Raw genomic sequence first — 22,213 nt, forward strand, 5'->3', positions numbered from 1 at the left:
AACACGGCCCCCAGCAGCGCGACCGCCGATCAGTTGTTGGTCTTCCGGGTGCCTTCCAACAGCAACGGGCCAAAGCCCTTGAGGCTGAAGGCGGAGAGCCCCAGATTTTGTAAGAGGGTTTCGAACATAAATCAGCAACCTGAGCGGATGGAAAAGGCGCCCATCGAGGATGGGCGCCGGGGCATTATTTGCCGCTGTACAGATTCAGATCGCCAAAGTGTTTCTTTTGAATCTCGGCGTATTTGCCGTCATCGTGTAACGCTTTGATACCTTTATCTAAAAGCGCCTTCAGCTCAGTGTTACCTTTCTTAATACCGACAGCGGTTTTGGCTGGCAGCAATTCGTTGTCGACTGGCTTGCTGACGTCATAGTCGGCGCCCTGTGGCGACTTCAGAAAGCCCAATTCGGCTTGCAGCATGTCCTGAATGCCCGCGTCGAGACGGCCGGAGGTCAGGTCGGAATACACCTGATCCTGGTTCTGATAGGCCTGAGTTTTCACGCCGGCCTTGTCCAGCACGGCTTTGGCGTAGGCTTCCTGAATGGTGCCTTGCTCGTAACCGACGGTTTTGCCTTTCAGCGACGCGACGTCGGCGGTGATGCCGGAACCTTTTTTCGACACGTAAGCGGTCGGGCCGGAGAACAGCTCGCTGGAGAAGTCGATGACTTTTTCGCGGGCCGGGGTCACGGTCATCGACGAGATCACACCGTCGAATTTGTTGGCCTTGAGGCCCGGAATCATGCCGTCGAAGTCACTTTCGACCCACTTGCACTTGACCTTCAGTTCGGCGCAGATCGCGTTGCCCAGATCGATGTCGAAGCCCACCAGGCTGCCGTCGGCCGCTTTCGACTCGAACGGTGCGTACGAAGGGTCAACGCCAAAGCGCAGCTCTTTGTATTCCTTGGCCAGCGCGGAGCCAGCGGCCATGCACAACGCCAGTGCAGAAAGGGTCAGCAATGCTTTTTTCATTATTCAATCCCTAAGAACCAATATGAGCGCTTGTGGCGCAGAATTATTGTTACTGGAACGCGTACGACCTATAGAAAGTAGCAATTTCCGAACCAGAGTCCCGAACAAGTGTTTTAAAAGGCGGGGATTGATAGATGAGGAGGGGATTGGTGCACGGAAACGGGCGCCGAAAATGCGCTGCACCATTTCGGCTCGGCGTAGAGGTTTTTGGCTGGCTGCGATAACTGTGGTGAGGGGATTTATCCCCGATGGGTTGCGAAGCAGCCCCCGGCATTCATCAGGGAGAATTGCATTTTCAGGTTTTGCGACTGCTGCGCAGCCGATCGGGGATAAATCCCCTCGCCACAGGTAGTCATTCAATTCAAATGACCAGTGTCCCTGGAAAGGGGGTCAAGCCAGCAAATCTTGCAAAGTAGCAAGACTGTCCGCCTCATCCACAGTCTTGTCCTGCCGCCAGCGCAGCATCCGTGGAAACCTCACGGCGATCCCGCTCTTGTGCCGCCGCGAAAGAGCAATGCCTTCGAAACCGAGTTCGAACACCAGACTCGGTTTCACACTGCTGACCGGGCCGAACTTCTCCACCGTGGTCTTGCGAACGATGCTGTCGACCTGGCGCATTTCCTCATCGGTCAGCCCCGAATAGGCCTTGGCGAACGGCACTAATGCCCGTTGACTGGATTCGGGCGGGCCGTCCCACACGGCAAAGGTGTAGTCGCTGTACAGACTGGCGCGGCGACCATGCCCGCGCTGAGCGTAAATCAGCACCGCATCGACACTGAACGGGTCGACCTTCCATTTCCACCACACCCCCATGTCCTTGGTCCGGCCCACGCCGTACAAGGCGTCACGGGCCTTGAGCATCATGCCCTCGACCCCCAGGCGCCGGGACGCTTCACGCTGACGGGCCAAGTCGAACCAGTCGGTGCCGGTCAATACGGGGGAGGGCAGCAGCACCGGGCTGTTGCAGCGGGCGATGACCTCTTCCAGTTGCGCACGACGCTTGGCCTGCGGCTGATTGCGCCAGTCCTCGCCTTGCCATTCGAGCAAATCGTAGGCGAGCACCACCACCGGCACGTCTTCGAGGATTTTCTTGTCGAGGGTTTTGCGGCCGATCCGCTGTTGCAGCAGCGCGAACGGTTGCACCGCGGGCGGCTCTGGCGATTGCGGATCAAAAGCGTCCTCGGTGCGTGGATGGGTGCTTTTCCACACCACGATCTCACCGTCGATCACCGTGCCGTCCGGCAAACCGTGGACCAGCACATCGAGTTCGGGGAAGCGCTCGGTGACCAGTTCTTCACCCCGCGACCACACCCATAACCGCCCTTCACGCTTGACCACTTGCGCACGGATGCCATCCCATTTCCATTCCACTTGCCAGTCGCTCGCCGGGCCAATCATCGCCTCGAACTCTTCAACCGGTTGCGACAAGGCATGTGCGAGGAAAAACGGGTACGGCTGGCCACCGCGCTGGGAGTGTTCGTCGGCGGATTCGGCGGCGATCAGCTTCAGATAACTGGCAGCGTTCGGCCGATTGGACAGGTCGGTGTAACCCACCAGACGCTGGGCGACACGTTTGCTGTCGAGCCCGGCCATCGAGGCCAGTGCGCGGGTCACCAGCAATTTCGACACGCCGACACGAAAGCTTCCGGTGATCAGTTTGATGCACAGCATCAGGCTCGGCCGATCCAGCTGCGCCCACAGTGCCGGCAGTTGCCGTGAGAGGAATTCCGGAGTTTCACCGCGCAGTGGCAACAGTTTGTCTTCAATCCACTCGGCGAGGCCGGCATCGGAGCTGTGCAGATTTTCCGGGAGCACCAGCGAAATGGTTTCCGCCAGATCGCCGACGGCCTGATAGCTCTCCTCGAACAACCACGGCGTCAACCCGGACACCTCGACAGCGAGTTCGCGCAGGATCCGCACGGGCACCAGTTGCCGGGGCCGGCCACCGGACAGAAAGTACACCGCCCAAGCAGCGTCCTGCGGTTCTGCCTGGGCAAAATAAGCTTGCATGGCCGCCAGTTTGGCGTTGCTGGACGTGGTGGCGTCGAGTTCGGCGTACAACTCGGCGAATGCTTTCATGCGGGCATCTCGGCGATGGTCGGTTGAGAGGCGATGTTTTCTTCTTCGTCATCGCCGTATTCGGTGTTGAAGCCCTGGGCATCGAGCCCCTGTTCGCGCAGATAGCGCACTAGCACGCCAATCGAACCGTGGGTGACCATCACCCGTTCGGCGCCAGTCTGATTGATCGCCCAGAGCAGGCCGGGCCAGTCGGCGTGATCGGACAGCACGAAGCCGCGATCCACCCCGCGCCGCCGACGCGTGCCGCGCAGGCGCATCCAGCCGCTGGCGAAGGCATCGCTGAAATCGCCGAAACGCCGCATCCAGGTGCTGCCACCGGCCGAGGGCGGGGCGATCACCAGCGCCTGGCGCATGATCGGGTCACTTTTTTTCACGTCACCGGCATAGATTGTTGGCGGCAGGTACACGCCGGCATCACGGTAGACGCGGTTCAACGGCTCTACGGCGCCGTGGCTGAGGATCGGGCCGAGGGTTTCGTCGATGCCGTGCAGGATCCGCTGGGCCTTGCCGAAGGAGTAACAGAACAACACGCTGGCCTTGCCAGCGGCGATATTGGCTTTCCACCATTCATTGATTTCGCTGAACACCTGCGCCTGTGGCTGCCAGCGGTAAATCGGCAGGCCGAAGGTCGATTCGGTGATGAAGGTGTGGCAGCGCACCGGTTCAAACGGCGCGCAGGTGCCGTCCGGCTCGATCTTGTAATCGCCGGAAGCGACCCAGACTTCGCCACCGTATTCCAGACGCACCTGTGCCGAGCCGAGCACATGGCCAGCGGGGTGAAAACTCAAGGTGACACCGTGGTGGGTCAAGCGCTGGCCGTAGGCGAGGGTTTGCAGGTTGATGTCCTGCCCCAGACGCGCGCGCAGAATCCCTTCGCTGGCGCTGCTGGAAAGGTAGTGCTGGTTGCCAGTGCGAGCGTGGTCGCCATGGGCATGGGTGATCACCGAGCGCTCGACGGGACGCCAGGGGTCGATATAAAAATCCCCGGCGGGGCAGTACAAACCTTCGGGGCGGGCGATAACAAGATCCATGTCGTTACCAGAAATGGGGGGCTTGTTAGCTATGAGGTTTGCGCGGGTTAAGAAGTTCTATGGATTTTTCGGGTACCGCACGATCGTTCCCACGCTCTGCGTGGGAATGCCTCGAGGGACGCTCTGCGTCCAGTGACGCGGAGCGCCACGGGCTGCATTCCCACGCGGAGCGTGGGAACGATCAACGTGGGGGCTACTTGCCGGGAGTCAGGGTCAGACGGTTTTTGCCATACACCCGGTCAAAGTTCTGCGGCTGCATCGGCAAGCCGATGTACTGCCCTTTCAACCACTGATCAATGCCATTGAGGTAATTCGGGCTGACCGGATTCCCCGACTGCCCCGTACCGTTCTGCCCCATCAACGGTTCGGCTTGACCGAAGTCGACGATAAAGCGCATCGATGGCGCACGCGTAGTGGTGAAATCCTGACCCCAGGCAAACGCTGCTGTGTTCAACGTCGTGTGATCGCCTCCCGCCGCCAGTGGTCCACGAACGGTCTGACCATTGCTGTTTTTCCAGGTGTAGCTGTGCAGTTTGCCCCACTGCCAGGCTTTGTGATCGCCGCCCAACTGACTGTCGCCAGCACTGATGGCTGCCGCAAAACTGCGGGCGAGAATCACAGCCTTGTCTTCTTTCTGCGGCGTACGGATGTCGTCCCAGAACGGACTGTCCTCGCGTCCCAGCAGATGATCGGCCTGCGCTGCGTAGGACAAATCACCGTTGGCAATAAACGCTTTCCACGCCGGGCTGGATTCCGGGCCGAGTTCGTCGAGGAAGATCTGCTTCATGCTTTCTTGCAGGAACAGTTCATAGATCGCTGCATCCGCCGAAGTCGGGCTGAGCTTGCCGTCGAACGCCATCAAGCGGGTAAACGCCTCGCGAGCCTTGCTGCGATCGGTTTCCGGCAATGCATCGATTGCCTGTTTCAGCGGCTGCTTCATGCCCGGTGCTTCGAAGACTTTCTTCAGCTTGGCGGCGAAAGTCGTGGTCTGGTCGTACTGCATGGCGATCACGCTGCGGCTGTCATGTTTGCCGCTTCCAGCCAGTTCCGCCAGACGCTCGCCACGTTCCGGCGCGGCCCAGGAGTTGGACAGTTGCATGCCGTAACCGTGAGGGATGACGCGCTGGTTGGCGGTGCCGAGCCAGCCTTGCGCCGGATCCTGATCGTAGGGGTGCAGCATCGGGTCGGCGTAACCGTCCCAGTCGTAACGACCTTCCCAGCCCGGCGACGGCAGCAAGCCTTCGCCTTCACGACGATTGGGGAAACGCCCGGTGACTTGCCAGCCGATATTGCTGGCATCGGCGAAGACCAGGTTCAGGGCGATGGCGCGGATCTCGCGGCTCGCGTCCGAGGCGCGTTCAACATTCTGCGCTCGGCTCAGATCAAAAAAAGCGTCCAGGGATTTGTCATCGGTGAAGCTCGGTGTCTGCAGGGCCAGACCAAAACCGTTGCCTTGCGCCGCAGCCTGAGCACTGTTGAGCAACGCGCCGTGGCGGGTTTCGTACACCGCTTCGCGAATCGGCCGCTGGCCTTTGACGAAATAGGTTTCGTTGCGCACGCCCAGCGGCTGCCATTTGCCGTTGACCTCGTAAGTCAGGCTGCTGCCCTGACGGCGGATTTTTTCCAGGAACAGGTCCTGGTTATCGCCGAGCACGCTGGTCATGCTCCAGGCCACTTTGCCGTTGAAACCACCCAGCACCATTGGCAAACCGGCGACGGTCACACCTGCCGCCTGATACTTCGGCGCGCGGATCTGCACGAAACTCCATAGCGACGGCGCGGCCAATGGCCCATGGCTGTCGCTGGCGAGCAGGCTCTTGCCGCTGCGACTGCGTTGCGGGGCGATGGCCCAGTTGTTCGAAGACGTGGTGCCGAGCAGGTTCAGCGTCGACAGTTGCTGGCTGGCGTTGCTCAGTTCGCTCAGGCCGGGGATTTGCCCGTTGAGCTTGAGGCCTTGCAGCTTGTCGGCTTCGGCCAGCGGCAGATTCTCGTCAGGCGCGGACGGGGTCAGCCAGGCGAGTTTGTCGGTGGTCACGGTTTGCGCGAGCACCAGTGAAGAGATTTCTTCCGGCAGGTTGGCCGACTGGCTGAAATTCAGCAGGGCGAAAATCAGCGCCGAATCTTCCGGTTTCCAGTATTCAGGCTTGTAGCCACTTGTGGCCAGGTCGCCCGGCAACTTGTCGGCGTAGCGGAACAGGTAGGCGTTGACGCCCCGGGCATAGACTTCGAAAAAGCGTTTCAGCCGTGGCGACGAAGCCTTGTAAAGTTCGGCGGCGCTTTTCTTCAGATTGACGGCGCGCATGTAGCGGTCGGCGTCGAGCATCGAGGCGCCAGACATTTCCGCCAGACGGCCCTGAGCCAGCAGGCGCAGGGTGACCATCTGGTTGATGCGGTCGCTGGCGTGGACATAACCGAGCGAGAACAGCGCGTCATGGAAGCTGTTGCTTTCGATCAACGGCATGCCCATGGCATTGCGGCGCACCGAAACGTTCTGCGCCAGGCCCTTGAGCGGTTGCACGCCGGAGGTGGGCGGGAGGGTGTCCTGAGCGTTCCAGGTCTGGCAACCGGACAGGCTCAAGACACCGGTCACTGCTGCGGCAACGCCGAACCGGGGAAGAAAATGTGTGAGGGCTGGCGAGGCCATGGCAAAGCTCCTGCGGGGGTGTAGAGGCTGGGGGCGCAATAAAGCCGCTACGTTAGTGAGCAGGAGGTGGGCGCGCAAGCGGGGCGAGCGGTTATTTCTCGATTTGCCTGACCAACTGCAAATCTTCAGGGATAACCGGGTTTTTGTGGCGAGGGAGCTTGCTCCCGCTGGAGTGCGAAGCACTCCCAGACCCTGTGCCGCCATTTATCAAAAAAATGCGTTGTCTGGACTTGCGACTGCTGCGCAGCCGAGCGGGAGCAAGCTCCCTCGCCGCAAAATCTCAACTCCACGCGTAAACTGCGGCACATTCAATGACTTTGCGTGAGGAGACCGCCATGGAACTTGAGGCCAACGCTGCACTGATCATCATCGACCAGCAAAAAGGCATCCTGCACCCCCGCTTGGGGCGGCGTAACAATCCGCAGGCTGAGGAGCGAATCCTCGATCTGCTGGGGCTTTGGCGGCACAGCGAGCGGCCGGTCATCCATGTGCAGCATCTATCCCGTGAACCGGACTCGGTGTTCTGGCCCGAACAGGAAGGGGTGGAGTTTCAGCAAAGGTTTTTGCCCCGGGACGGTGAGTGGCTGATCCAGAAACAAGTGCCGGATGCGTTCTGTGCCACCGGGCTTGCTGCGCGGTTGCGTGAGGCGGGGATCGGGCAATTGGTCATCGTCGGCGTGGCGACCCACAACTCGGTGGAGGCCACGGCGCGTACGGCGGGCAATCTGGGGTTTGATACGTGGGTGGCAGAGGATGCGTGCTTCACCTTCGACAAGGCCGATTACTTCGGCACGTTGCGTACGGCTGAAGACGTGCACGGGATGTCGCTGGGGAATTTGCATGGGGAGTATGCGACGGTGGTCAGTTCGGCGCGGATTCTGGCGGCAGGCTGAAAAGCTTTCATTGAATGTGCCGGCCCCTTCGCGAGCAGGCTCGCTCCCATATTGCTGAAACACCGGCCATTGTGGGAGCTGGCTTGCCAGCGATAGCAGTGTGTCAGGCGACAGCAATGTTGAAGGTGCCGGCTTCATTGCTGACAAGCCAGCTCCCACAGGAATCACGGTGCATTCAAATGTGGGAGCAAGCCTGCTCGCGAAGGCGGTGTGTCAGGCGAAGAGGCTCTTCGCCCAAGGCATCAAGCGCCGTGGCACTTCTTGAATTTCTTGCCGTTGCCGCATGGGCAAGGGTCGTTGCGGCCGACGTCTTTCAGGGCGTTGCGCACCGGTTCCTGGTGGGCGTGGCCGCAGTTCGGGCCGTGGACATGGCCGTGATCGTGATCGTGATCGTGGTGATGGTCATGATCGTGGTTGCAGTCAGGGCCATGGACATGAGGTTGCTGAGTCATCGGTGTTGCTCCGGAATTAAATCGGCCGGGATTATCACGCTATTGCGCTCAAGGTGCACGTAGTGGGCGATGAATAAACCGGTTTCCATTTCGCCTTGTAACCGATAGGGAATCTGCTGATTTGGACTTTTCAGCATTTTCACCACCTCTTTCACCTGCGGCCACAGATTGGTGCGAATCGGCACCTTATAAAAGGCGCTGCGCTTCGGCCCGACGGTGATCCAGTGTTCATACTCGCCTTCGGCCAGCAGCATGTCGGCCAGATGAATGCGGTACTCCAGACCGCGCACGGTCAAGTCGCTGTCGTTTGGGTTGTCAATGCGAAAGTGCAGGATGAATTTCTGCTCGAGCAGTTTGGCCCGTACCACTTCGACTTTCACCAGGTGCACGGCGGGGTCGCGGGTGTCGTCGCTGAACCATGAGGCGCAGCCGCTGAGCCCGAGAAACAGGCAAAGGGCGAGCGATTGCAGTGCGCGTCGTTGAGCAAACATGGAGCAGCTCCTTTTGTTGCTCAGTCTAGCCGTAAAAGATCGCAGCCTTCGGCAGCTCCTACATGTGAACCCATTCCGATGTAGTAGCTGCCGAAAGCTGCGAGCTTTTGATCTCAAGCGCCAAAGTATCCCGCGCAGCACTTCTTGAATTTCTGCCCACTGGCACATGGGCAACTGTCATTACGCCCCAGCTTCAAATGCACGGTCGGATCAATGAAGTACCAGCGGCCGGCGTTCTGCACAAACGATGAGCGCTCACGGTGGCTGTGTTCGCCCTGGGCGTCGTGCCAGCGCGCAGTGAAGGTGACGAAGGCGTGTTCCGGCTGGCCGCCGAAGACTTCCGAACTTTCGACCTCAAGGCCGAGCCAGGTGCTCTCCGCGCTCCAGGCACTGATCGACTGCCGATCAAGACCCGATTGCTGAGCGGGCAGGGTGGTCGCCACCAGATAGTCGATCAGCCCGAGTACATAGGCGCTGTAGCGCGAACGCATCAAGGCTTCGGCACACGGGGCCGGATGGCCCTCGTGATAATGACCGCAGCAGGCATCCAGCAGATTGCCGCTGCCGCAAGGGCAAATGGCTGTACTCATTGCATTACCACCAGTATTTCCCGAAGTTTTCCGGATTGGCCCAGAACTGTGAGGGGGCTGGCGGCAGGCCAAGCGTAGCGGGCTTCATAGCGGACCTCAAGGGTTTCTGGTGACAACATGGTGACAGCGTTGGTGACAGTTGGCGAGCCTCTGAGGCGACCATTGAGTCTCTCGTTCTGGGGTCCTTATCGCCTGTGCGGACCTGCGCGAGGGCACACGGGGGAACCTCAGGGAGTAGAAGCAATGAGGTGGTCTCTCAGATTTTTCTATCAGATTTTCATTAAGGGCCCTTGAAGCGACCGTATAGCCAGAAGGCCACATGAACAGCCACGCAGACCCAGTAGGCAGCGTGTAGCGTGTCCATGAGGTTCTCCTTGAGGTTACTTGGTGACCCTACCCCAGCGGTCGGTCTTGTCTTTGGACTTGGCTCTGGCCTTAGCGGCCTTCGTTTCGGCCACTGTCAGGTTGATCTTCTCTGCTTTGCTACGGAGCCAATCAAGACCGGCTGTCTTCACTCGCCAGCCTTCACGGTTTCCAAAGTCCGATGAGGCCCTCACGAAAGCACCGGAATCGAAGCCAGCCTTAGGCGGTCGTGGCGAGCCCTCACGGGTCCCGAAGTTGTCTACTGGATACACAAAGACCTTCACAGAAACCAGAGCCTCAAGGGCGAGGCGTGGTTGTTGGATACCAGCCACACGGCAAGCCTCAGTCCATGTCAGACCAGCGCCACGGGCTTTCATGTCGAGGGCCGAAGCCTTGGGCATGTTGGCGTCAAGGAGGGTCTTAGCGGATCTCAGCTCGCCTACAGCGCTGTTACGCATGGCGACGAAAGCATGGACAACCATTAGGTAGAAGTCAGTCGAGACCCACATGGCATAGGCAATGGTTCCGGGTTCGGTGGCAAGCGTCCCTACCTTGTCGATGATCTGCAAATTTGCAGAAGCTCGTAGCTCATCCGCCACAGCGTTACGCCATTGTGACGGAGCCTTGGTGTCCGGTAGGCCAAGCTGACGATGAACCTCGTTGAGGTTCCACATGCGGTCTTGATTGGCGGTGAAGGTATGGCCGTCGATAACGATAGGCAGCAGGTCGGTAGGTTTGTTGATCATGTTCATTGTCTATTCCTCTTGTTTGCTCCCTCAAGTTCGCTCCCACGGTCCAGCGCAGAGACCCGACAAGGTTCTGGACGGTGGCATGAAGGAACAAACAGGAAGACTCTACGGTTGATTGGTTGATGCCCAGCGACGGGCAGGTGTAGCGATTGGGCAATACTGCCCATGGTGAGGGTCTTTGCTAAAAGGGTGAGAGCCCAGCCGGTCCCTCGTTAGGTCCGGTCTTACAGGTCTCTCTCAGTTCCCCTTAGCGGCCTTGCGGACACGGTTACGCTCACGCTCATAGGCTTCAAAGCGAGCCACAGCGGGGCCCATAGGAAGCCCGTTGAGTGAAGCCGATAAGGCCACCACAAGGCGCTTTCGTTGGATTCTGGTCATTGGCTGAATCATGGCATTGGTCTCCTTTAGGAAGCCCATAGAGGCCCATTGCGGGCCCCTGAGGAACGGTGAGGATCAGACGATCAGGTCAACTTGATGTTGGTGACCATCGGGAAGGCGACAGTCTGGGTCTGGAGACCATCGGCAGTCAGCTTAACCTTGACCTTGCCGTTAGCCACGATGTCCACGACAGTCATGATCTCGATGTCCCATGCCTGATGGGCAACGTTGCGGGTCGCTTCGATCTTCCACACGTTGCCGTCACGGCCTTCGCGGTAGCTCAGCGAGGTGAACATCTTAGGCAGCAGGAACAGACCATAGTCAGTGCCACTGTATGGCTGCACGGAGGCACCAATGAGGTCCTCAATGTCACCCACGCCAGCACGCTGAGCAGCACGCTCAAGAACGGCCACCAGAGACACAGGCAGCAGGACCACAAAGTCAGACAGCGAGGTGCCCACGGTTTGGTTGAGGTGGGTCGTCATGAGGTCAATGAGGTCCTCAGCGATCTCTACAGGCTTTCCGGTTGGCTTGGCCTCAGAGACCACTTCGGTGCTTGGGGCGGTCGAGAGGATGCCAGCGATCTTGCCAGCAGCGTTAAGCTCGATGTCACGCAGGATCTTGTCAGCGGTCTGCGCAAGGGAGCCCTCAGTGAAGCCAGCCATGATGTTGTGATCAAGGATGGTGGCACGGTGACTGATGACCAGAGCGGTATCGGTTGGCTCCGTGAAGATCACAGACCCGGCCAGGACTTCGCCTTTGCTGATTGTCTGGTTATCCCAGTTCTTGCGAGGGTCGAAGGTGACGGTACGGTCGGCCATCGCGATGATCTGCTGACCAGTGGCCTCAGAGCCAGCAGGACGGAACTCGCAAGGAGTCGCCTCCATGGCAGCCTCACGCCACTCATCGCCATTCAGGTAGTCCTCAGCGGCCTCTACGAGAGCCTGCACGTAGACAGACGGATCGGTGGCCGCTTCGGTCTCTGAACGGACATCGGCAGTGTTGAAGCGAATAGACCCGCCCAGATGCTCACTACCATCGTTGATGATGGCGGTGGTGTAGGTGGACGGCTTTACGAATTGATTGATTGGTTTCATGGGAATGGGTCTCCTGAATAGATTAGTAGGGAAGTGATCGGGCAGGGTCTGGAGTTACCAGCCGTTGTTACGAGAGCGAGCCGCTAAGATCTTCTGAGCGTGCGCACGATGGGCTGCTGCACGTTCCTCTCTGTCGGCTTTGGCTTGGGCCAGTTCGCGAGGGGTTGGCTCACGGAGTCGCTCAGCGCGCTCATCGGCTTCTCGTTGGAGCTTTTCACGCTCTGCCTTCTGTACCCGCTTGGTCTCGAAGTAAGTCACGGCGTCCTCTTGGATGGCCTTGAGGGACAGACCGGCTTCGTCGAAGGCTTTGATCACTCCGAACTTAGCGCCGTTGTTCCGGCCACACTGGGCCATCAGCAAGGGCAGCATTACGTTCTCGACATACTCACGATTGAGGGTCTGGCCCGACACAGTTACTTCGTTCTTCAGGACTTTGGTGATGGTGATGTTCATTGGTTTGGATCTCCTATAGGCGACCCTTTGATCGACCTTGCGCCATAGACACGCGCACGACCAGACGGCCAAGGAGGGAGCCTCGTGGGCATCTTCAAGGTCGATCAAAAGGTTCTGGGTTTGGTTATTGGTGATGCTGGTCTATCAGGACATGGCAGCCTGAGAGGGCATCTGAAAGCACAACCGTGGCGAGGGTCGATGTAGCAGGGAGAGAATCTTTTATTGGGTTGAAGGTCTGTCCCAATAGTGAGGGGTTTTAAACGACACCTTGACAGGGCATCTTAAAGTCTGATTGTGATTGGGTCCTTTCCGGCCATTGGGATACTCAAAGGCGTCTTGGCGAGAGCTTGAAGACTGACCCCAAGCGAGACCAGTTCGGAGACCCTTGAGGCCGTCCGTGGAGAGCCTCGAAAGGACACCTCTTTGATCAGAGCGTCAATGTTGAATGAGACAACTCCGTTCTCGTATGTCCTGTAGCTGGCTTTGCGGTCGTTGAGTAGGTTCTTAACGATGACCAATTGAGGACGGGAAGGCGTGGGGAAGACACGAGACAGGGTGATCAGGTCGTCTTCAGTGAGTGTATCGGTGGCTTGATAGGTGGTCATGTTGGGTCTCCTTAAAGATGTCGATGAGATGAATAAAAGGGAGGGTGATTATTATCACTACCCCTCTCTCTTTGAGGCTGGTCGATCAGGTGTCGATGAGCAGAAAGGGGTCGTTAAGATTTATCTTTATATTATCCGGCGTTAAGTCTAAGAGGCCCGGAATAGAGCCTCCACGTCGATCTCTGCCCTGATTCTTGGGTGTCTCTCCACATACGAAGCGATCCCGTGGGCAGCGTGTCGGGCAGCCTTGGCGATGCGCTGGGCGGTCCTCAAGCTGATCTCACTGGTCTTGCAGGCTTCCGCTGTGATCTCCGAAAGGAACAGCGCTCCGATGACCGCTCGCGCCTTGACGTTTATCTTCCCGTTGGTGACTCCGGCACTGGTGATGATCGACCCAGTAACGATGTCGTCTATCCATGGCAGAGGATCGGGGATCGCAAGGAGGTGCATGTAGGCAGCGACCGGATTCACATAGCTGGTCTTGGGACGCCCACGGCCTCGCTTGGGGGGTTCGATAGGGGAATCGCTGGGCGTGGCTCGGGCTGCCTTTTGGGCTGCCGTTTGGTGGTCCTTAGAGAGGGACTCATCGGCTCGGCGTTCGGCTGCCCATACTTGATACTGCGCTTCAGGATTTTTGGGTCGGACCATCTCTTTGCGAGTAACGGCCTCGCCAGTGATTGGGTCGATATGAAGGATGTGGCCCGTCTCGTGATCGACGTGGCGGTGCAGCGGTCCCGGATGGGTAAGTAGGGTCATTGGATCGGTCCTCATTTGATCGCCACGACGCTGTGGCAATAGTGAGGGTTTTTAACGACACCAAAATCAATGACCCTATGAAATTGCGTTAACCCCGTTTACGCCTATTGAGTCTATGGCGCGCATCCCACATGAGACGCTCATTCTCTGAACTTGGCTCTTTCATGTATCGCCGCTGAGCTCTCTTGAGCCCATACTCCGGGAATACCCGGCTGGCAATCACTTGCAATACAGCCCATCCGAAAATCAAAGCTACTACAATCCCAATAAGCTCAAACATGCTGCTTCCCCTGCTCAGAAACTTCGTACAAATACATTATTGAAATCCCATACTGCACGTAGACCGGTTCTCTCCGCATATCCGGACTATGGCCCACCAGATGGAGTCGAGCCTGTTTGACCACTGCCCTATCAGCCATCATCGCCTTGGCAAAATCATAAGGAACACCCCGAGATGCGGCATACTGAACAGAGCGGCTAATGGTCGCCCTGAGAGTGCCTTTGAGGACGTTCCATAAGACAAAGCAGAGGATCGCTATAAATATGGTCGCTAACATTGAATCACTTCCTTGAGATGCGATGGGCAAAGCCACTATTTTAGTATCAGGGGAAACGCTTTCACCAGCGCCTCATGGAGTGTCCCCACAGGAAGCCTCTGAGACCCCGCATACAGGTCATATGTGATGTTCCCTGCACTGTGTCCAGTGATGCCCTGCGCGATTACCTCAGGGGTCGCAGCGGCCTTCAGAAGACCCGACAAAGAGTGTCTCAGGGAGTGAAACGATTGGTCGCCCCCAGAGGCCAGCCCCAGAGGTTCCCTTAGAGCCTCATTGAGCGGCTTGTTGAAATAATGTTCCTTTGCCTTGAACAGACGGCCTTCGTTGGCGCTGACCCACTCAAGGAAGGTCTGAAGGGAGAACCCATAGGCCCCATCAACCAGAGGGACTTGTCTCACAGAGAAGCTATTCTTCAGGGTCTTGCCACCGTTCTCATCTTTGTTGATGTCGATAACGGTGATTCCGTCCACCTGCTTGATGTCCTCTTTGTTCAACTGGTAGATCTCGCCAATGCGGGCACCTGTAAGAACCCCAAGGGACAACGCCCAGCGCTTCCAGTCGTCAATAGCCAGACCATTCGCGTAGTCCATGATCTTGACCACCTGATCCTGAGTCATGGGCTTGCGGGTGCTCTCAGCGCCTCTCTCGATCTTCAAGCCCTTGTCAAAGGAACGCTCAAGGAAACCGTTATTTACTGCCCAGCTCATCACTGTTGATAGCTGAGTGAGTAGCTTGTTGGATGTCAGAGGTTTGCGACCATCAATGATTTTCTCCTTGAGCGCCACCATATCGGCCCGAGTGTGGGTCTTGAGGTTCAAGTCTCCAAGGAGCCCGCTGAGGGTCCGACAAGCTGACGTAACTGATTTGTGAGTGGTGGCGGTGACGTTGCCTTTGCGCTCAGCCAGATAGAGCCCTGAGAGGGTCTCAAAGGTTGTCGGCTCGCCAGACGGTAATACAGATAGGGATACAGAAGGGGCTACAGACGTGCCACAAGATAGCTCCCCGATGATCTCTGTGAGGTCCTGCGGGCGACCTTCAAGACGCTCCTGAGCAGCCCTGAGAACCCGTTGGCCTGTGCCTATCGTCCGTTGTTGACGCTCATTGAATCGACCAGTCGAGGCAGCCTCAGCGAGGTGGTTGCTCATCTGGTCATAGAGTTCCATGTAGAGGCCCCGTGAGTCCTCGCTATGGCCCTGCAATGCGTCCTCAGCGATCTCCTTGAGGCGCTCCTTGAGGTCCTCCCATGAAGCCTCAGGCTGGTCGAGGTGGAACACAGCCAATGTCTTGAGGATGTCCTTGGAGAACTGCATAGCGGTCGGCCTATCGGTAGATCTGAGAGAGATGGTGAGACTACGGGCGGAACAGCCGCGTGGACGGACCCTCAGGTAGTAGATCCCTGAGCGCCTGTAATGCCAGACAGAAAGGTCCTGAGCTGGTCGTTGGTGACAAGGCTGGTGACAGGCTGGTGACACTTGGCCCTGCACGGGCATAGCAATGCTGGAGGTCATGGTTAGGTAAGCCCTTGATATTCATGGGTTTACCACCAGTACTTCCCAAACATTTCCGGGTTGGCCCAGAACCGTGAGTTGAGCCAGTCGGGGACTTGTTTGTAGTCAAGCAGATCGTAGGTAAACAGGGTCAACACCTGTTCGTCACGCTGGAAGCGTTCGCTGGCCTGCAGTGCCAGCGAGTAGAAATCGGTTTCCTGCCAGCCACTGGCCGAAAGGTCCGCCAGCACTGCGATGCGGCTGGCGTTGAGATTGCGAATACCGCCCAGCAGGTTAAGGCCGTCGCGCTTGGGCAAATGCTCCAGGCAGTCGACTACCAGAGCCAGATCGAAACGCCGCGCCGCCAGTTCCGCCGGCAAGGCGCCGGGCGCGGCGTGGGCCACGCACGTGTCTGGATGCGCTTGTTTGAAAGCGCTCAGCGCGGGGAATTCACTGGCGCCGATCAGCAGCAGACGCGCCGGCGCGTAGCGATCCAGCAAAGCGGCCAACGCCTGTTGCGGCGTACGGGAAGAAATGGCGACGTTCATCGAAGCTCCTCAATCAGACCGCCAAGACTAGCCTGCCTGACTGCGGCGGCAAAGAGCCCTGCCGCGCAGGTTTGCGACAAATGCGCCAAAGTCCTGTGAACACGGTCGCAAACAGCAGTGGCCTATTGCTGGCGGAGATTAAAACTCCGGTCTTTACTCCCTGAATCGGTTCTAAGCCGATCCCTCAGGAGAAAACCAGATGAGCATAGTTCGGACAGCATTACCTTTGATTCTGCTAACCAGTGTGTTGACTGGTTGCGCAGGTTTGCAGAAAACCGACTGGCCGACCTGTGCGGCGGTCGGTGGTGTTGTCGGTGCCGGCCTCGGCGCGACCGAGAGTTCGGCATGGGCCGGCTATGGCGCGCTGGTGGTCGGTGGTACGGCAGCGGCCTATTGCTGGGTACACGGTGATGGCGATGAAGACGGCGATGGTGTGCCGGACAGTCGCGACAAGTGCCCGCACACGCCTAAAGGTGTACAGGTCGACGCTGACGGTTGCCCTCCACCCGCCCCTGCGCCAGTGGTTGAAGAGGCTGTAGTAGTCAAGGAAGAAACCATCGTTATTCGTGATGTGCACTTCCAGTTCGACAAAGCCACGCTGACCGGCCCCGACAAGCAAGTGCTCGACAAAGTCGCCACACGCCTGAAACAGGAATCCTCGACCGCACAACTGACCGTGACCGGTCATACCGACAGCGTGGGCAGCGATGCCTACAACAAAAAACTGTCGGACCGTCGTGCGCACTCGGTGGTGGAATACCTGATCCAGCAAGGTGTGCCACGTGCCAGCTTCGTTTCGGTGTCCGGTCTGGGTGAAAGCCAGCCTGTTGCCGATAACAAAACTGCTGACGGTCGTGCGCAAAACCGTCGTACCGAAATCAAAATCGTCCGCTAGGCCTCTCGCATCCGCGGCTTGTGCAGTCGCGGATGCGGGTCTTTACTCCTGTGTAACCGGTATGGGCCGGTGACACAGGAGCTTTCACAATGACTGTTTTCTCAAGGTCCGTCTTGCCGGTGCTGCTGCTAGGCAGCTTGCTCACCGGTTGCGCCACCCACAGCGATGGCACTGCACCCCTCAATCAACGTACGTGGCCGATCTGCAGCCTTATCGGCGGGCTGGTCGGTGGCGGTCTCGGCGCCATCGAAAGTGGCGGCTGGGCCGGTGGCGGCGCGGCGCTGGGGATTCTTACCGGCGGACTGATCTGTTATGCCCAGGACGGCGATGAAGACGGCGACGGCGTATTCGACCGCCGTGACCGTTGCCCCGATACCCCGGCCAACACCCCGGTCGATCACCGTGGCTGTCCACTGCCGCAGTACCCGGTGGCACAGAAACCGGTCGAACCGGCTCCGCAAACCGAAGTCATCACCTTGAGCGATGCCGGCAACGTGCTCTTCGATTTCGACAAGTCTGACCTGACGCCAGCGGCAAAGGCCCAGCTCGATACGTTGATGGACAAACTGCGCAATGCCGACGTGGTGAGCATCAAAGTCATCGGCCATACCGACAGCAAAGGATCGGATGCCTACAACCAGGCGCTTTCCGAACGACGCGCCAGCAGCGTCGCGGCTTATCTGCTGAGTCAGGGCCTGGCGCCGAACAAACTGACCAGTGAAGGGCGTGGCGAAAGCGAGCCGGTGGCGGATAACGCGACCGACGAAGGGCGCGCGCAAAACCGCAGAGTGGAGCTGCACATCAATCGCTAGGATGTGTCTGTAGTCCGCGAGCTAGAGCTGCCGGGGCGATCATCGTCGCTCCGGCAGCCATTTGGCGGCTCGGCAAGGTTTTTTCATTTTTGCCTCTGGCTTATCCCCCGCAGAAGCCGTTACTGTGCGCCCAAAGAATAATTCGCAACACGGGGGAGCGTATGAAAGTGTTCTGGGGGCTGGGGCGGTTATTGACCCTGCTGTTCTGCTGTGTGGTGCTGGCCAATCAGCTTGTACCCTTTGTTCATCCGCTGCATCTGCTGGTCAATCTGGCCGGCGGTCTGCTGTTAACGGTTCATGTGCTCGAAGTGCTGCTGTGCAATCGCAGCCTCAAGGGACGTCCGCACCCTTGGCGTGACCGTGGCCGCATCCTGCTGTTCGGCGTATTCCACCTGCAAACCATCCCGGCCCCGGCCGCTCCGGAGGCTTCTTCCCATGCGTAAACTCTGCTTGCTCGCTGCATTCATCAGCCCATTGGCCTGTGCCCAAGTGGTCAGCGTCGAACCCAACTCCCTTATGCGGTTGCCTAACAACACCGGCACTTTGCAGCTTGAGCGCCTGGACGTGGCCGATTACGGCACCTTGCTGATTCCCGCCAACGTCACTGAACTGAGTGTCGGTGAATTGCGCCTCGGTCACGAAGCTCGGATCGCCATCGTGCCAGGGGCACAGGCGTTGGACATGAAGGTTGCTCGCGCAGAACTCGGCGAAGGCAGCCAGATCACCGCACGCGGTGCACCGGGCACCTACGAAAAAGCCGCCCGGGCAGGGCGCAATCTGAATCTGCAGTTCAAGGCATTGAACGCGCCGCAACTGTTGGTCGATGCTCGTGGCGGCACCGGTGCGCCTGGTTTTGTCGGACTGGACGGTGGCAACGGTGAAGATCCGGGCTGCACTTATGGCTCGGCCGGGCACGGTGCTGATGGCAGTGACGGCAGTGACGGTCAACCCGGTGCTCCGGGTGGGCTGGTACGCCTTGAAGTGCCGCGTGAGTTTCCGGCGGAGCTGATCAAGGTCAACGTGGCCGGCGGTGCCGGTGGCCCGGCGGGCGTTGGCGGCAAGGCCGGCAAGGGCGGCAAGTCCAAGGGCTGCCTGGTGTATCGCGCCGATGGCGGCAAGAATGGCAAGGCCGGCGCTGATGGTCAGCCTGGACCGGCCGGCGCGGCGGGTGCCGTGACCGTGCAGCGCTTCTAAAGAACAGCAAGGCTCAATTGTGGCGAGGGGATTTATCCCCGATGGACTGCGTAGCAGTCCCCGCTTTTGGATTAAAGAGCGGGGACGCTTCGCGACCCATCGGGGATAAATCCCCTCGCCACAGCAGTGTTCACAGCTCAAAAAATGCTGTGGCTCAGAACATCGGCCGCGCCGCCGCAATCGCCACCAGCAGCAACCCGACAATCAGATTAATCCCCACCACCCGGCGAATCCGCCCGAGCACCGCCGCACCTGTCGGCCAGTCCTTTGCTTCAACCGCTTTGCGCAGCTCTGGCAGCATCAACCCCTGAATCCGGATAAACAGCGCCGTCATCACCACGTATAACCCGATCATCACCTGCACATATTTCGGTGCGGTCTCAAAACCGACCTGCTGCAGATGCAACATGCCTACGCCGCTGATCGGCAAGATGATCACCGCGACCCAGACCCAGCGAAAAAAACCTTGAAACACTTCCACCCACAGTGTCAGTCGGGCAGGGCCGTCGAGGGCCTTCACAGCCGCGGGACGCAAGACCATCCAGGCGAAAAACATGCCGCCGACCCACACGAGGGCGGAGAGGACATGCAGGGGGTAAACGAGGCTAAAAGGTGTCATTGGGGTACTCCGTTCTGCGCGGGACTGATTAGCGGGGTATGATAGCGGCCGTTGGGGGGCATTCTCGATCAGTTTCCGCGCCGCGCCGCGCCTGCTGTTGTGCAGGGCAAGGCGCGAGAAGCGTGGTTTGGTCATTCCAAATAAGCTTCGAGCAACGCAGCCCTGCACAACAGCAGGCGCGGCCCTTCGGGTTGTGCCTTAAAGCGGGCCAGCCTGCGTTGCAGGCCTTGGAAAGGGAACAACCATTTCCAGCGGCCTGCGCCTTGCCTGGTCCGCTTTAAGGCGACAACGCGGCGTGGAAACTGATCGAGAACGCCCCCCTGAACCACTGAAAATTTATCCAGCGTTTTTGCGCCCGACACTCAATGATCAGCACTGAACTCAAAACCACGATCCAGGGCGCCTACTCGCGTTTTCTAGAGGCCAAGAGCCTCAAGCCGCGTTACGGCCAGCGCCTGATGATCGCTGAAATCGCCAAAGTCCTCGGAGATATCGATACCGACGACGAAGGCCGGCGCAGTGGCGACCCCGCGATTGTCGCGGTGGAAGCCGGGACCGGTACCGGTAAAACCGTGGCCTACAGCCTCGCGGCGATCCCTACTGCCAAACTGGCGGGCAAACGTCTGGTGATCGCGACCGCGACCGTCGCGCTGCAAGAGCAGATCGTCTACAAGGATTTGCCCGACCTGATGCGCAACAGCGGGCTGAACTTCAGCTTTGCTTTGGCCAAGGGTCGTGGCCGTTACATGTGCCTGTCCAAGCTCGACATGCTTTTGCAGGAAGGTCACGCGCAAACCGCCACGGCCCAGCTGTTCGAAGAGGAAGGCTTCAAGATCGAGGTCGATGAGGCCAGTCAGAAGCTGTTCACCAGCATGATCGAAAAGCTTGCCGGCAATAAATGGGACGGCGACCGCGACAGCTGGCCGAATGCGCTGGAAGACGCCGACTGGGCGCGCCTGACCACCGATCACAGCCAGTGCACCAACCGCCATTGCCCGAACTTCGGCCAGTGCGCCTTCTACAAGGCCCGCGAGGGCATGGGCAAGGTTGACGTGATCGTCACCAACCACGACATGGTTCTGGCTGACCTGGCGCTCGGCGGCGGCGCGGTGTTGCCCGACCCGCGCGACACCATTTACGTGTTCGACGAAGGCCATCACCTGCCGGACAAGGCCATCGGCCACTTCGCCCATTACACACGCCTGCGTTCCACCGCCGACTGGCTGGAAACCACCGCCAAGAACCTCACCAAGTTGCTGGCCCAGCATCCGCTGCCGGGAGATCTCGGCAAGTTGATCGAGCAAGTGCCGGAGCTGGCGCGCGAGATCAAGACCCAGCAGCAGTTCATGTTTACGGCCTGCGAGCAGATTGCCGATTTCAAACCCGGCGAAGACGTCGAGGGCCGTGAGCGGCCTCGCCATCGCTTTGTTGCCGGGGTCATTCCCGAACACATGCGCGAAATGGGCATTGAGCTGAAGAAAGGCTTCGCCCGTCTTAATGACCTGTTCACGCGCCTGACCGACCTGCTCAAGGAAGGCATGGACGGCGAGGTCAACATCGGCATCGCCAGCAATCAGGCCGAAGAGTGGTATCCGCTGTTCGGCAGCCTGTTGTCCCGTGCCTCCGGCAACTGGGAACTGTGGACCGCGTTCACCGCCGAAGACCCGGAAGACAGCCCGCCGATGGCGCGCTGGCTGACCCTGGCCGAAAGCGGCTCACTTTTCGACATCGAGGTCAACGCCAGCCCGATCCTCGCCGCCGAAACCTTGCGCCGCAGCCTGTGGAACGTCGCCTACGGCTGTCTGGTGACGTCGGCAACGCTGACTGCGCTGGGCACGTTCGACCGCTTCCGCATGCGTGCCGGCCTGCCGAAAAAAGCCGTCACCGCCGTGGTGCCGAGCCCGTTCCACCACGCCGACGCTGGCGTGTTGCGCGTGCCGGATCTGAAAGCCGACCCGCGCGATGCCGCTGCTCACACCGCCGCGATCATCCGTGAGTTGCCGGATCTGGTCGAAGGTTCGCGCGGCACGCTGGTGCTGTTCTCCTCGCGCAAACAGATGCAAGACGTGTTCGACGGTCTCGACCGCGACTGGCGCAAGCAAGTGTTCATTCAAGGCAACCTGTCGAAACAGGAAACCCTGAACAAGCACAAGGCGCGGGTCGATGGCGGTGATTCCAGTGTGCTGTTCGGTCTCGCCAGTTTTGCCGAGGGTGTCGACTTGCCGGGCGCGTATTGCGAGCACGTGGTGATCGCCAAGATTCCGTTCTCGGTGCCGGACGATCCGGTCGAGGCCGCGCTGTCGGAGTGGATCGAAGCCCGTGGCGGCAATCCGTTCATGGAAATCTCGGTGCCCGATGCCTCGCTGAAGCTGGTTCAGGCCTGCGGGCGTCTGCTGCGTACCGAAGAAGACCGCGGCACCATCACCTTGCTCGACCGGCGCCTGGTCACCCAGCGCTACGGCAAGGCGATCCTCAATGCGTTGCCTCCTTTCCGTCGTGAAATATCCTGAGACACCGGTGGGCAATTTCGCCCGCCGCGCTGTCTATCTCTCT

At 59.1% G+C, this 22,213-nt stretch carries 22 protein-coding genes and 1 pseudogene; 6 read left to right on the forward strand and 17 right to left on the reverse strand.

What is annotated here, in order from left to right; all coding sequences use genetic code 11:
- Window positions 1-38: 38 nt before the first annotated feature.
- The 5 genes and pseudogenes from ACIONG_RS24280 to ACIONG_RS24300 all read right to left on the reverse strand — a co-directional run.
- Window positions 39-128: pseudogene (locus ACIONG_RS24280) on the reverse strand (amino acid ABC transporter permease); the annotation flags it as partial.
- A gap of 56 nt (window positions 129-184) precedes the next feature.
- Window positions 185-967 carry a transporter substrate-binding domain-containing protein gene (locus ACIONG_RS24285; protein WP_008083900.1) on the reverse strand — a complete coding sequence of 261 codons (783 nt, stop codon included), beginning with the start codon at window positions 965-967 and terminating at the stop codon, window positions 185-187.
- Between the two features lie 390 nt (window positions 968-1,357).
- On the reverse strand, window positions 1,358-3,046 hold the full coding sequence (locus tag ACIONG_RS24290) for an ATP-dependent DNA ligase (RefSeq protein WP_401303183.1): 1,689 nt from the start codon (window positions 3,044-3,046) through the stop codon (window positions 1,358-1,360).
- On the reverse strand, window positions 3,043-4,077 hold the full coding sequence (locus ACIONG_RS24295; RefSeq protein ID WP_401303185.1) for a ligase-associated DNA damage response exonuclease: 1,035 nt from the start codon (window positions 4,075-4,077) through the stop codon (window positions 3,043-3,045). Before ACIONG_RS24295 ends, ACIONG_RS24290 begins: the two co-directional genes overlap by 4 nt.
- 193 nt (window positions 4,078-4,270) lie before the next feature.
- The gene (locus ACIONG_RS24300; RefSeq protein ID WP_401303187.1) at window positions 4,271-6,721 is read right to left on the reverse strand and encodes a penicillin acylase family protein; all 2,451 of its coding nucleotides are present in this window, start codon (window positions 6,719-6,721) and stop codon (window positions 4,271-4,273) included.
- Window positions 6,722-7,056: 335 nt separating this feature from the next.
- Between ACIONG_RS24300 and ACIONG_RS24305 the strand changes: the two genes are divergently transcribed.
- A complete protein-coding gene (locus ACIONG_RS24305) occupies window positions 7,057-7,614 on the forward strand; it encodes a cysteine hydrolase family protein (protein ID WP_401303189.1) in 558 nt (185 codons plus the stop codon).
- Window positions 7,615-7,856: 242 nt separating this feature from the next.
- Here the strand turns inward: ACIONG_RS24305 and ACIONG_RS24310 are convergent, their stop codons facing one another.
- From ACIONG_RS24310 to ACIONG_RS24360, 11 genes are all read right to left on the reverse strand, one after another.
- Window positions 7,857-8,066, reverse strand: a complete 210-nt coding sequence (locus ACIONG_RS24310) for an SEC-C metal-binding domain-containing protein (RefSeq protein ID WP_018607772.1) — start codon at window positions 8,064-8,066, stop codon at window positions 7,857-7,859.
- The gene (locus ACIONG_RS24315; protein ID WP_213027752.1) at window positions 8,063-8,557 is read right to left on the reverse strand and encodes an LEA type 2 family protein; all 495 of its coding nucleotides are present in this window, start codon (window positions 8,555-8,557) and stop codon (window positions 8,063-8,065) included. The genes ACIONG_RS24310 and ACIONG_RS24315 overlap by 4 nt, the downstream gene beginning before the upstream one ends.
- A 113-nt stretch (window positions 8,558-8,670) precedes the next feature.
- Window positions 8,671-9,147 (reverse strand): YchJ family protein, encoded by a 477-nt coding sequence (locus ACIONG_RS24320; RefSeq protein WP_401303192.1) that lies wholly within the window; start codon window positions 9,145-9,147, stop codon window positions 8,671-8,673.
- A 380-nt stretch (window positions 9,148-9,527) separates the two neighbouring features.
- Window positions 9,528-10,262, reverse strand: a complete 735-nt coding sequence (locus tag ACIONG_RS24325; RefSeq protein WP_401303194.1) for a hypothetical protein — start codon at window positions 10,260-10,262, stop codon at window positions 9,528-9,530.
- Window positions 10,263-10,720: 458 nt separating this feature from the next.
- Window positions 10,721-11,734, reverse strand: a complete 1,014-nt coding sequence (locus ACIONG_RS24330) for a hypothetical protein (RefSeq protein WP_401303196.1) — start codon at window positions 11,732-11,734, stop codon at window positions 10,721-10,723.
- A 54-nt stretch (window positions 11,735-11,788) separates the two neighbouring features.
- Window positions 11,789-12,187 carry a hypothetical protein gene (locus ACIONG_RS24335; RefSeq protein WP_401303197.1) on the reverse strand — a complete coding sequence of 133 codons (399 nt, stop codon included), beginning with the start codon at window positions 12,185-12,187 and terminating at the stop codon, window positions 11,789-11,791.
- Window positions 12,188-12,468: 281 nt separating this feature from the next.
- The gene (locus ACIONG_RS24340; RefSeq protein ID WP_401303199.1) at window positions 12,469-12,792 is read right to left on the reverse strand and encodes a hypothetical protein; all 324 of its coding nucleotides are present in this window, start codon (window positions 12,790-12,792) and stop codon (window positions 12,469-12,471) included.
- Window positions 12,793-12,939: 147 nt separating this feature from the next.
- Window positions 12,940-13,263: a hypothetical protein gene (locus ACIONG_RS24345; protein ID WP_401303201.1), complete on the reverse strand. Its 324-nt coding sequence runs from the start codon at window positions 13,261-13,263 to the stop codon at window positions 12,940-12,942.
- A 557-nt stretch (window positions 13,264-13,820) separates the two neighbouring features.
- Window positions 13,821-14,105, reverse strand: coding sequence for a hypothetical protein (locus ACIONG_RS24350; protein WP_401303203.1), 285 nt, complete (start codon window positions 14,103-14,105; stop codon window positions 13,821-13,823).
- 35 nt (window positions 14,106-14,140) lie between these two features.
- Complete coding sequence (locus tag ACIONG_RS24355; protein WP_401303205.1) at window positions 14,141-15,415, reverse strand: site-specific integrase; 1,275 nt, start codon at window positions 15,413-15,415, stop codon at window positions 14,141-14,143.
- Window positions 15,416-15,642: 227 nt separating this feature from the next.
- Window positions 15,643-16,140, reverse strand: coding sequence for a DUF6231 family protein (locus ACIONG_RS24360; protein ID WP_401303207.1), 498 nt, complete (start codon window positions 16,138-16,140; stop codon window positions 15,643-15,645).
- Window positions 16,141-16,339: 199 nt separating this feature from the next.
- On the opposite strand from ACIONG_RS24360, the gene ACIONG_RS24365 reads away from it, so the two are divergent.
- The 4 genes from ACIONG_RS24365 to ACIONG_RS24380 all read left to right on the forward strand — a co-directional run bounded on the left by ACIONG_RS24365 (window position 16,340) and on the right by ACIONG_RS24380 (window position 19,041).
- On the forward strand, window positions 16,340-17,035 hold the full coding sequence (locus ACIONG_RS24365; protein WP_103306591.1) for an OmpA family protein: 696 nt from the start codon (window positions 16,340-16,342) through the stop codon (window positions 17,033-17,035).
- An 89-nt stretch (window positions 17,036-17,124) separates the two neighbouring features.
- Window positions 17,125-17,847, forward strand: coding sequence for an OmpA family protein (locus tag ACIONG_RS24370; protein ID WP_103306592.1), 723 nt, complete (start codon window positions 17,125-17,127; stop codon window positions 17,845-17,847).
- A 161-nt stretch (window positions 17,848-18,008) separates the two neighbouring features.
- Window positions 18,009-18,290: a DUF1145 domain-containing protein gene (locus tag ACIONG_RS24375; RefSeq protein ID WP_103306593.1), complete on the forward strand. Its 282-nt coding sequence runs from the start codon at window positions 18,009-18,011 to the stop codon at window positions 18,288-18,290.
- Window positions 18,283-19,041, forward strand: coding sequence for a collagen-like protein (locus ACIONG_RS24380; protein ID WP_401303210.1), 759 nt, complete (start codon window positions 18,283-18,285; stop codon window positions 19,039-19,041). The genes ACIONG_RS24375 and ACIONG_RS24380 overlap by 8 nt, the downstream gene beginning before the upstream one ends.
- 154 nt (window positions 19,042-19,195) lie before the next feature.
- Here ACIONG_RS24380 and ACIONG_RS24385 read toward each other — a convergent pair whose 3' ends face one another.
- Window positions 19,196-19,660 carry a DUF2269 family protein gene (locus tag ACIONG_RS24385; RefSeq protein WP_103306595.1) on the reverse strand — a complete coding sequence of 155 codons (465 nt, stop codon included), beginning with the start codon at window positions 19,658-19,660 and terminating at the stop codon, window positions 19,196-19,198.
- Window positions 19,661-20,025: 365 nt separating this feature from the next.
- Between ACIONG_RS24385 and dinG the strand changes: the two genes are divergently transcribed.
- On the forward strand, window positions 20,026-22,170 hold the full coding sequence (gene dinG / locus ACIONG_RS24390) for an ATP-dependent DNA helicase DinG (protein ID WP_103306596.1): 2,145 nt from the start codon (window positions 20,026-20,028) through the stop codon (window positions 22,168-22,170).
- Window positions 22,171-22,213: the final 43 nt, after the last annotated feature.

Source organism: Pseudomonas sp. NPDC087817 (assembly GCF_044742875.1).
Lineage (GTDB): Bacteria > Pseudomonadota > Gammaproteobacteria > Pseudomonadales > Pseudomonadaceae > Aquipseudomonas.

Excerpts from the sequence above, each read along its gene's own strand:
- ACIONG_RS24350 (WP_401303203.1), bottom strand. The coding sequence starts at position 14,105 with ATGTTAGCGACCATATTTATAGCGATCCTCTGCTTTGTCTTATGGAAC.
- ACIONG_RS24285 (WP_008083900.1), bottom strand. The coding sequence starts at position 967 with ATGAAAAAAGCATTGCTGACCCTTTCTGCACTGGCGTTGTGCATGGCC.
- ACIONG_RS24320 (WP_401303192.1), bottom strand. The coding sequence starts at position 9,147 with ATGAGTACAGCCATTTGCCCTTGCGGCAGCGGCAATCTGCTGGATGCC.
- ACIONG_RS24335 (WP_401303197.1), bottom strand. The coding sequence starts at position 12,187 with ATGAACATCACCATCACCAAAGTCCTGAAGAACGAAGTAACTGTGTCG.
- ACIONG_RS24315 (WP_213027752.1), bottom strand. The coding sequence starts at position 8,557 with ATGTTTGCTCAACGACGCGCACTGCAATCGCTCGCCCTTTGCCTGTTT.
- ACIONG_RS24295 (WP_401303185.1), bottom strand. The coding sequence starts at position 4,077 with ATGGATCTTGTTATCGCCCGCCCCGAAGGTTTGTACTGCCCCGCCGGG.
- ACIONG_RS24365 (WP_103306591.1), top strand. The coding sequence starts at position 16,340 with ATGAGCATAGTTCGGACAGCATTACCTTTGATTCTGCTAACCAGTGTG.
- ACIONG_RS24340 (WP_401303199.1), bottom strand. The coding sequence starts at position 12,792 with ATGACCACCTATCAAGCCACCGATACACTCACTGAAGACGACCTGATC.
- ACIONG_RS24290 (WP_401303183.1), bottom strand. The coding sequence starts at position 3,046 with ATGAAAGCATTCGCCGAGTTGTACGCCGAACTCGACGCCACCACGTCC.
- dinG (WP_103306596.1), top strand. The coding sequence starts at position 20,026 with ATGATCAGCACTGAACTCAAAACCACGATCCAGGGCGCCTACTCGCGT.
- ACIONG_RS24375 (WP_103306593.1), top strand. The coding sequence starts at position 18,009 with ATGAAAGTGTTCTGGGGGCTGGGGCGGTTATTGACCCTGCTGTTCTGC.
- ACIONG_RS24300 (WP_401303187.1), bottom strand. The coding sequence starts at position 6,721 with ATGGCCTCGCCAGCCCTCACACATTTTCTTCCCCGGTTCGGCGTTGCC.
- ACIONG_RS24330 (WP_401303196.1), bottom strand. The coding sequence starts at position 11,734 with ATGAAACCAATCAATCAATTCGTAAAGCCGTCCACCTACACCACCGCC.
- ACIONG_RS24355 (WP_401303205.1), bottom strand. The coding sequence starts at position 15,415 with ATGCAGTTCTCCAAGGACATCCTCAAGACATTGGCTGTGTTCCACCTC.
- ACIONG_RS24370 (WP_103306592.1), top strand. The coding sequence starts at position 17,125 with ATGACTGTTTTCTCAAGGTCCGTCTTGCCGGTGCTGCTGCTAGGCAGC.
- ACIONG_RS24360 (WP_401303207.1), bottom strand. The coding sequence starts at position 16,140 with ATGAACGTCGCCATTTCTTCCCGTACGCCGCAACAGGCGTTGGCCGCT.
- ACIONG_RS24305 (WP_401303189.1), top strand. The coding sequence starts at position 7,057 with ATGGAACTTGAGGCCAACGCTGCACTGATCATCATCGACCAGCAAAAA.
- ACIONG_RS24380 (WP_401303210.1), top strand. The coding sequence starts at position 18,283 with ATGCGTAAACTCTGCTTGCTCGCTGCATTCATCAGCCCATTGGCCTGT.
- ACIONG_RS24325 (WP_401303194.1), bottom strand. The coding sequence starts at position 10,262 with ATGAACATGATCAACAAACCTACCGACCTGCTGCCTATCGTTATCGAC.
- ACIONG_RS24385 (WP_103306595.1), bottom strand. The coding sequence starts at position 19,660 with ATGACACCTTTTAGCCTCGTTTACCCCCTGCATGTCCTCTCCGCCCTC.
- ACIONG_RS24310 (WP_018607772.1), bottom strand. The coding sequence starts at position 8,066 with ATGACTCAGCAACCTCATGTCCATGGCCCTGACTGCAACCACGATCAT.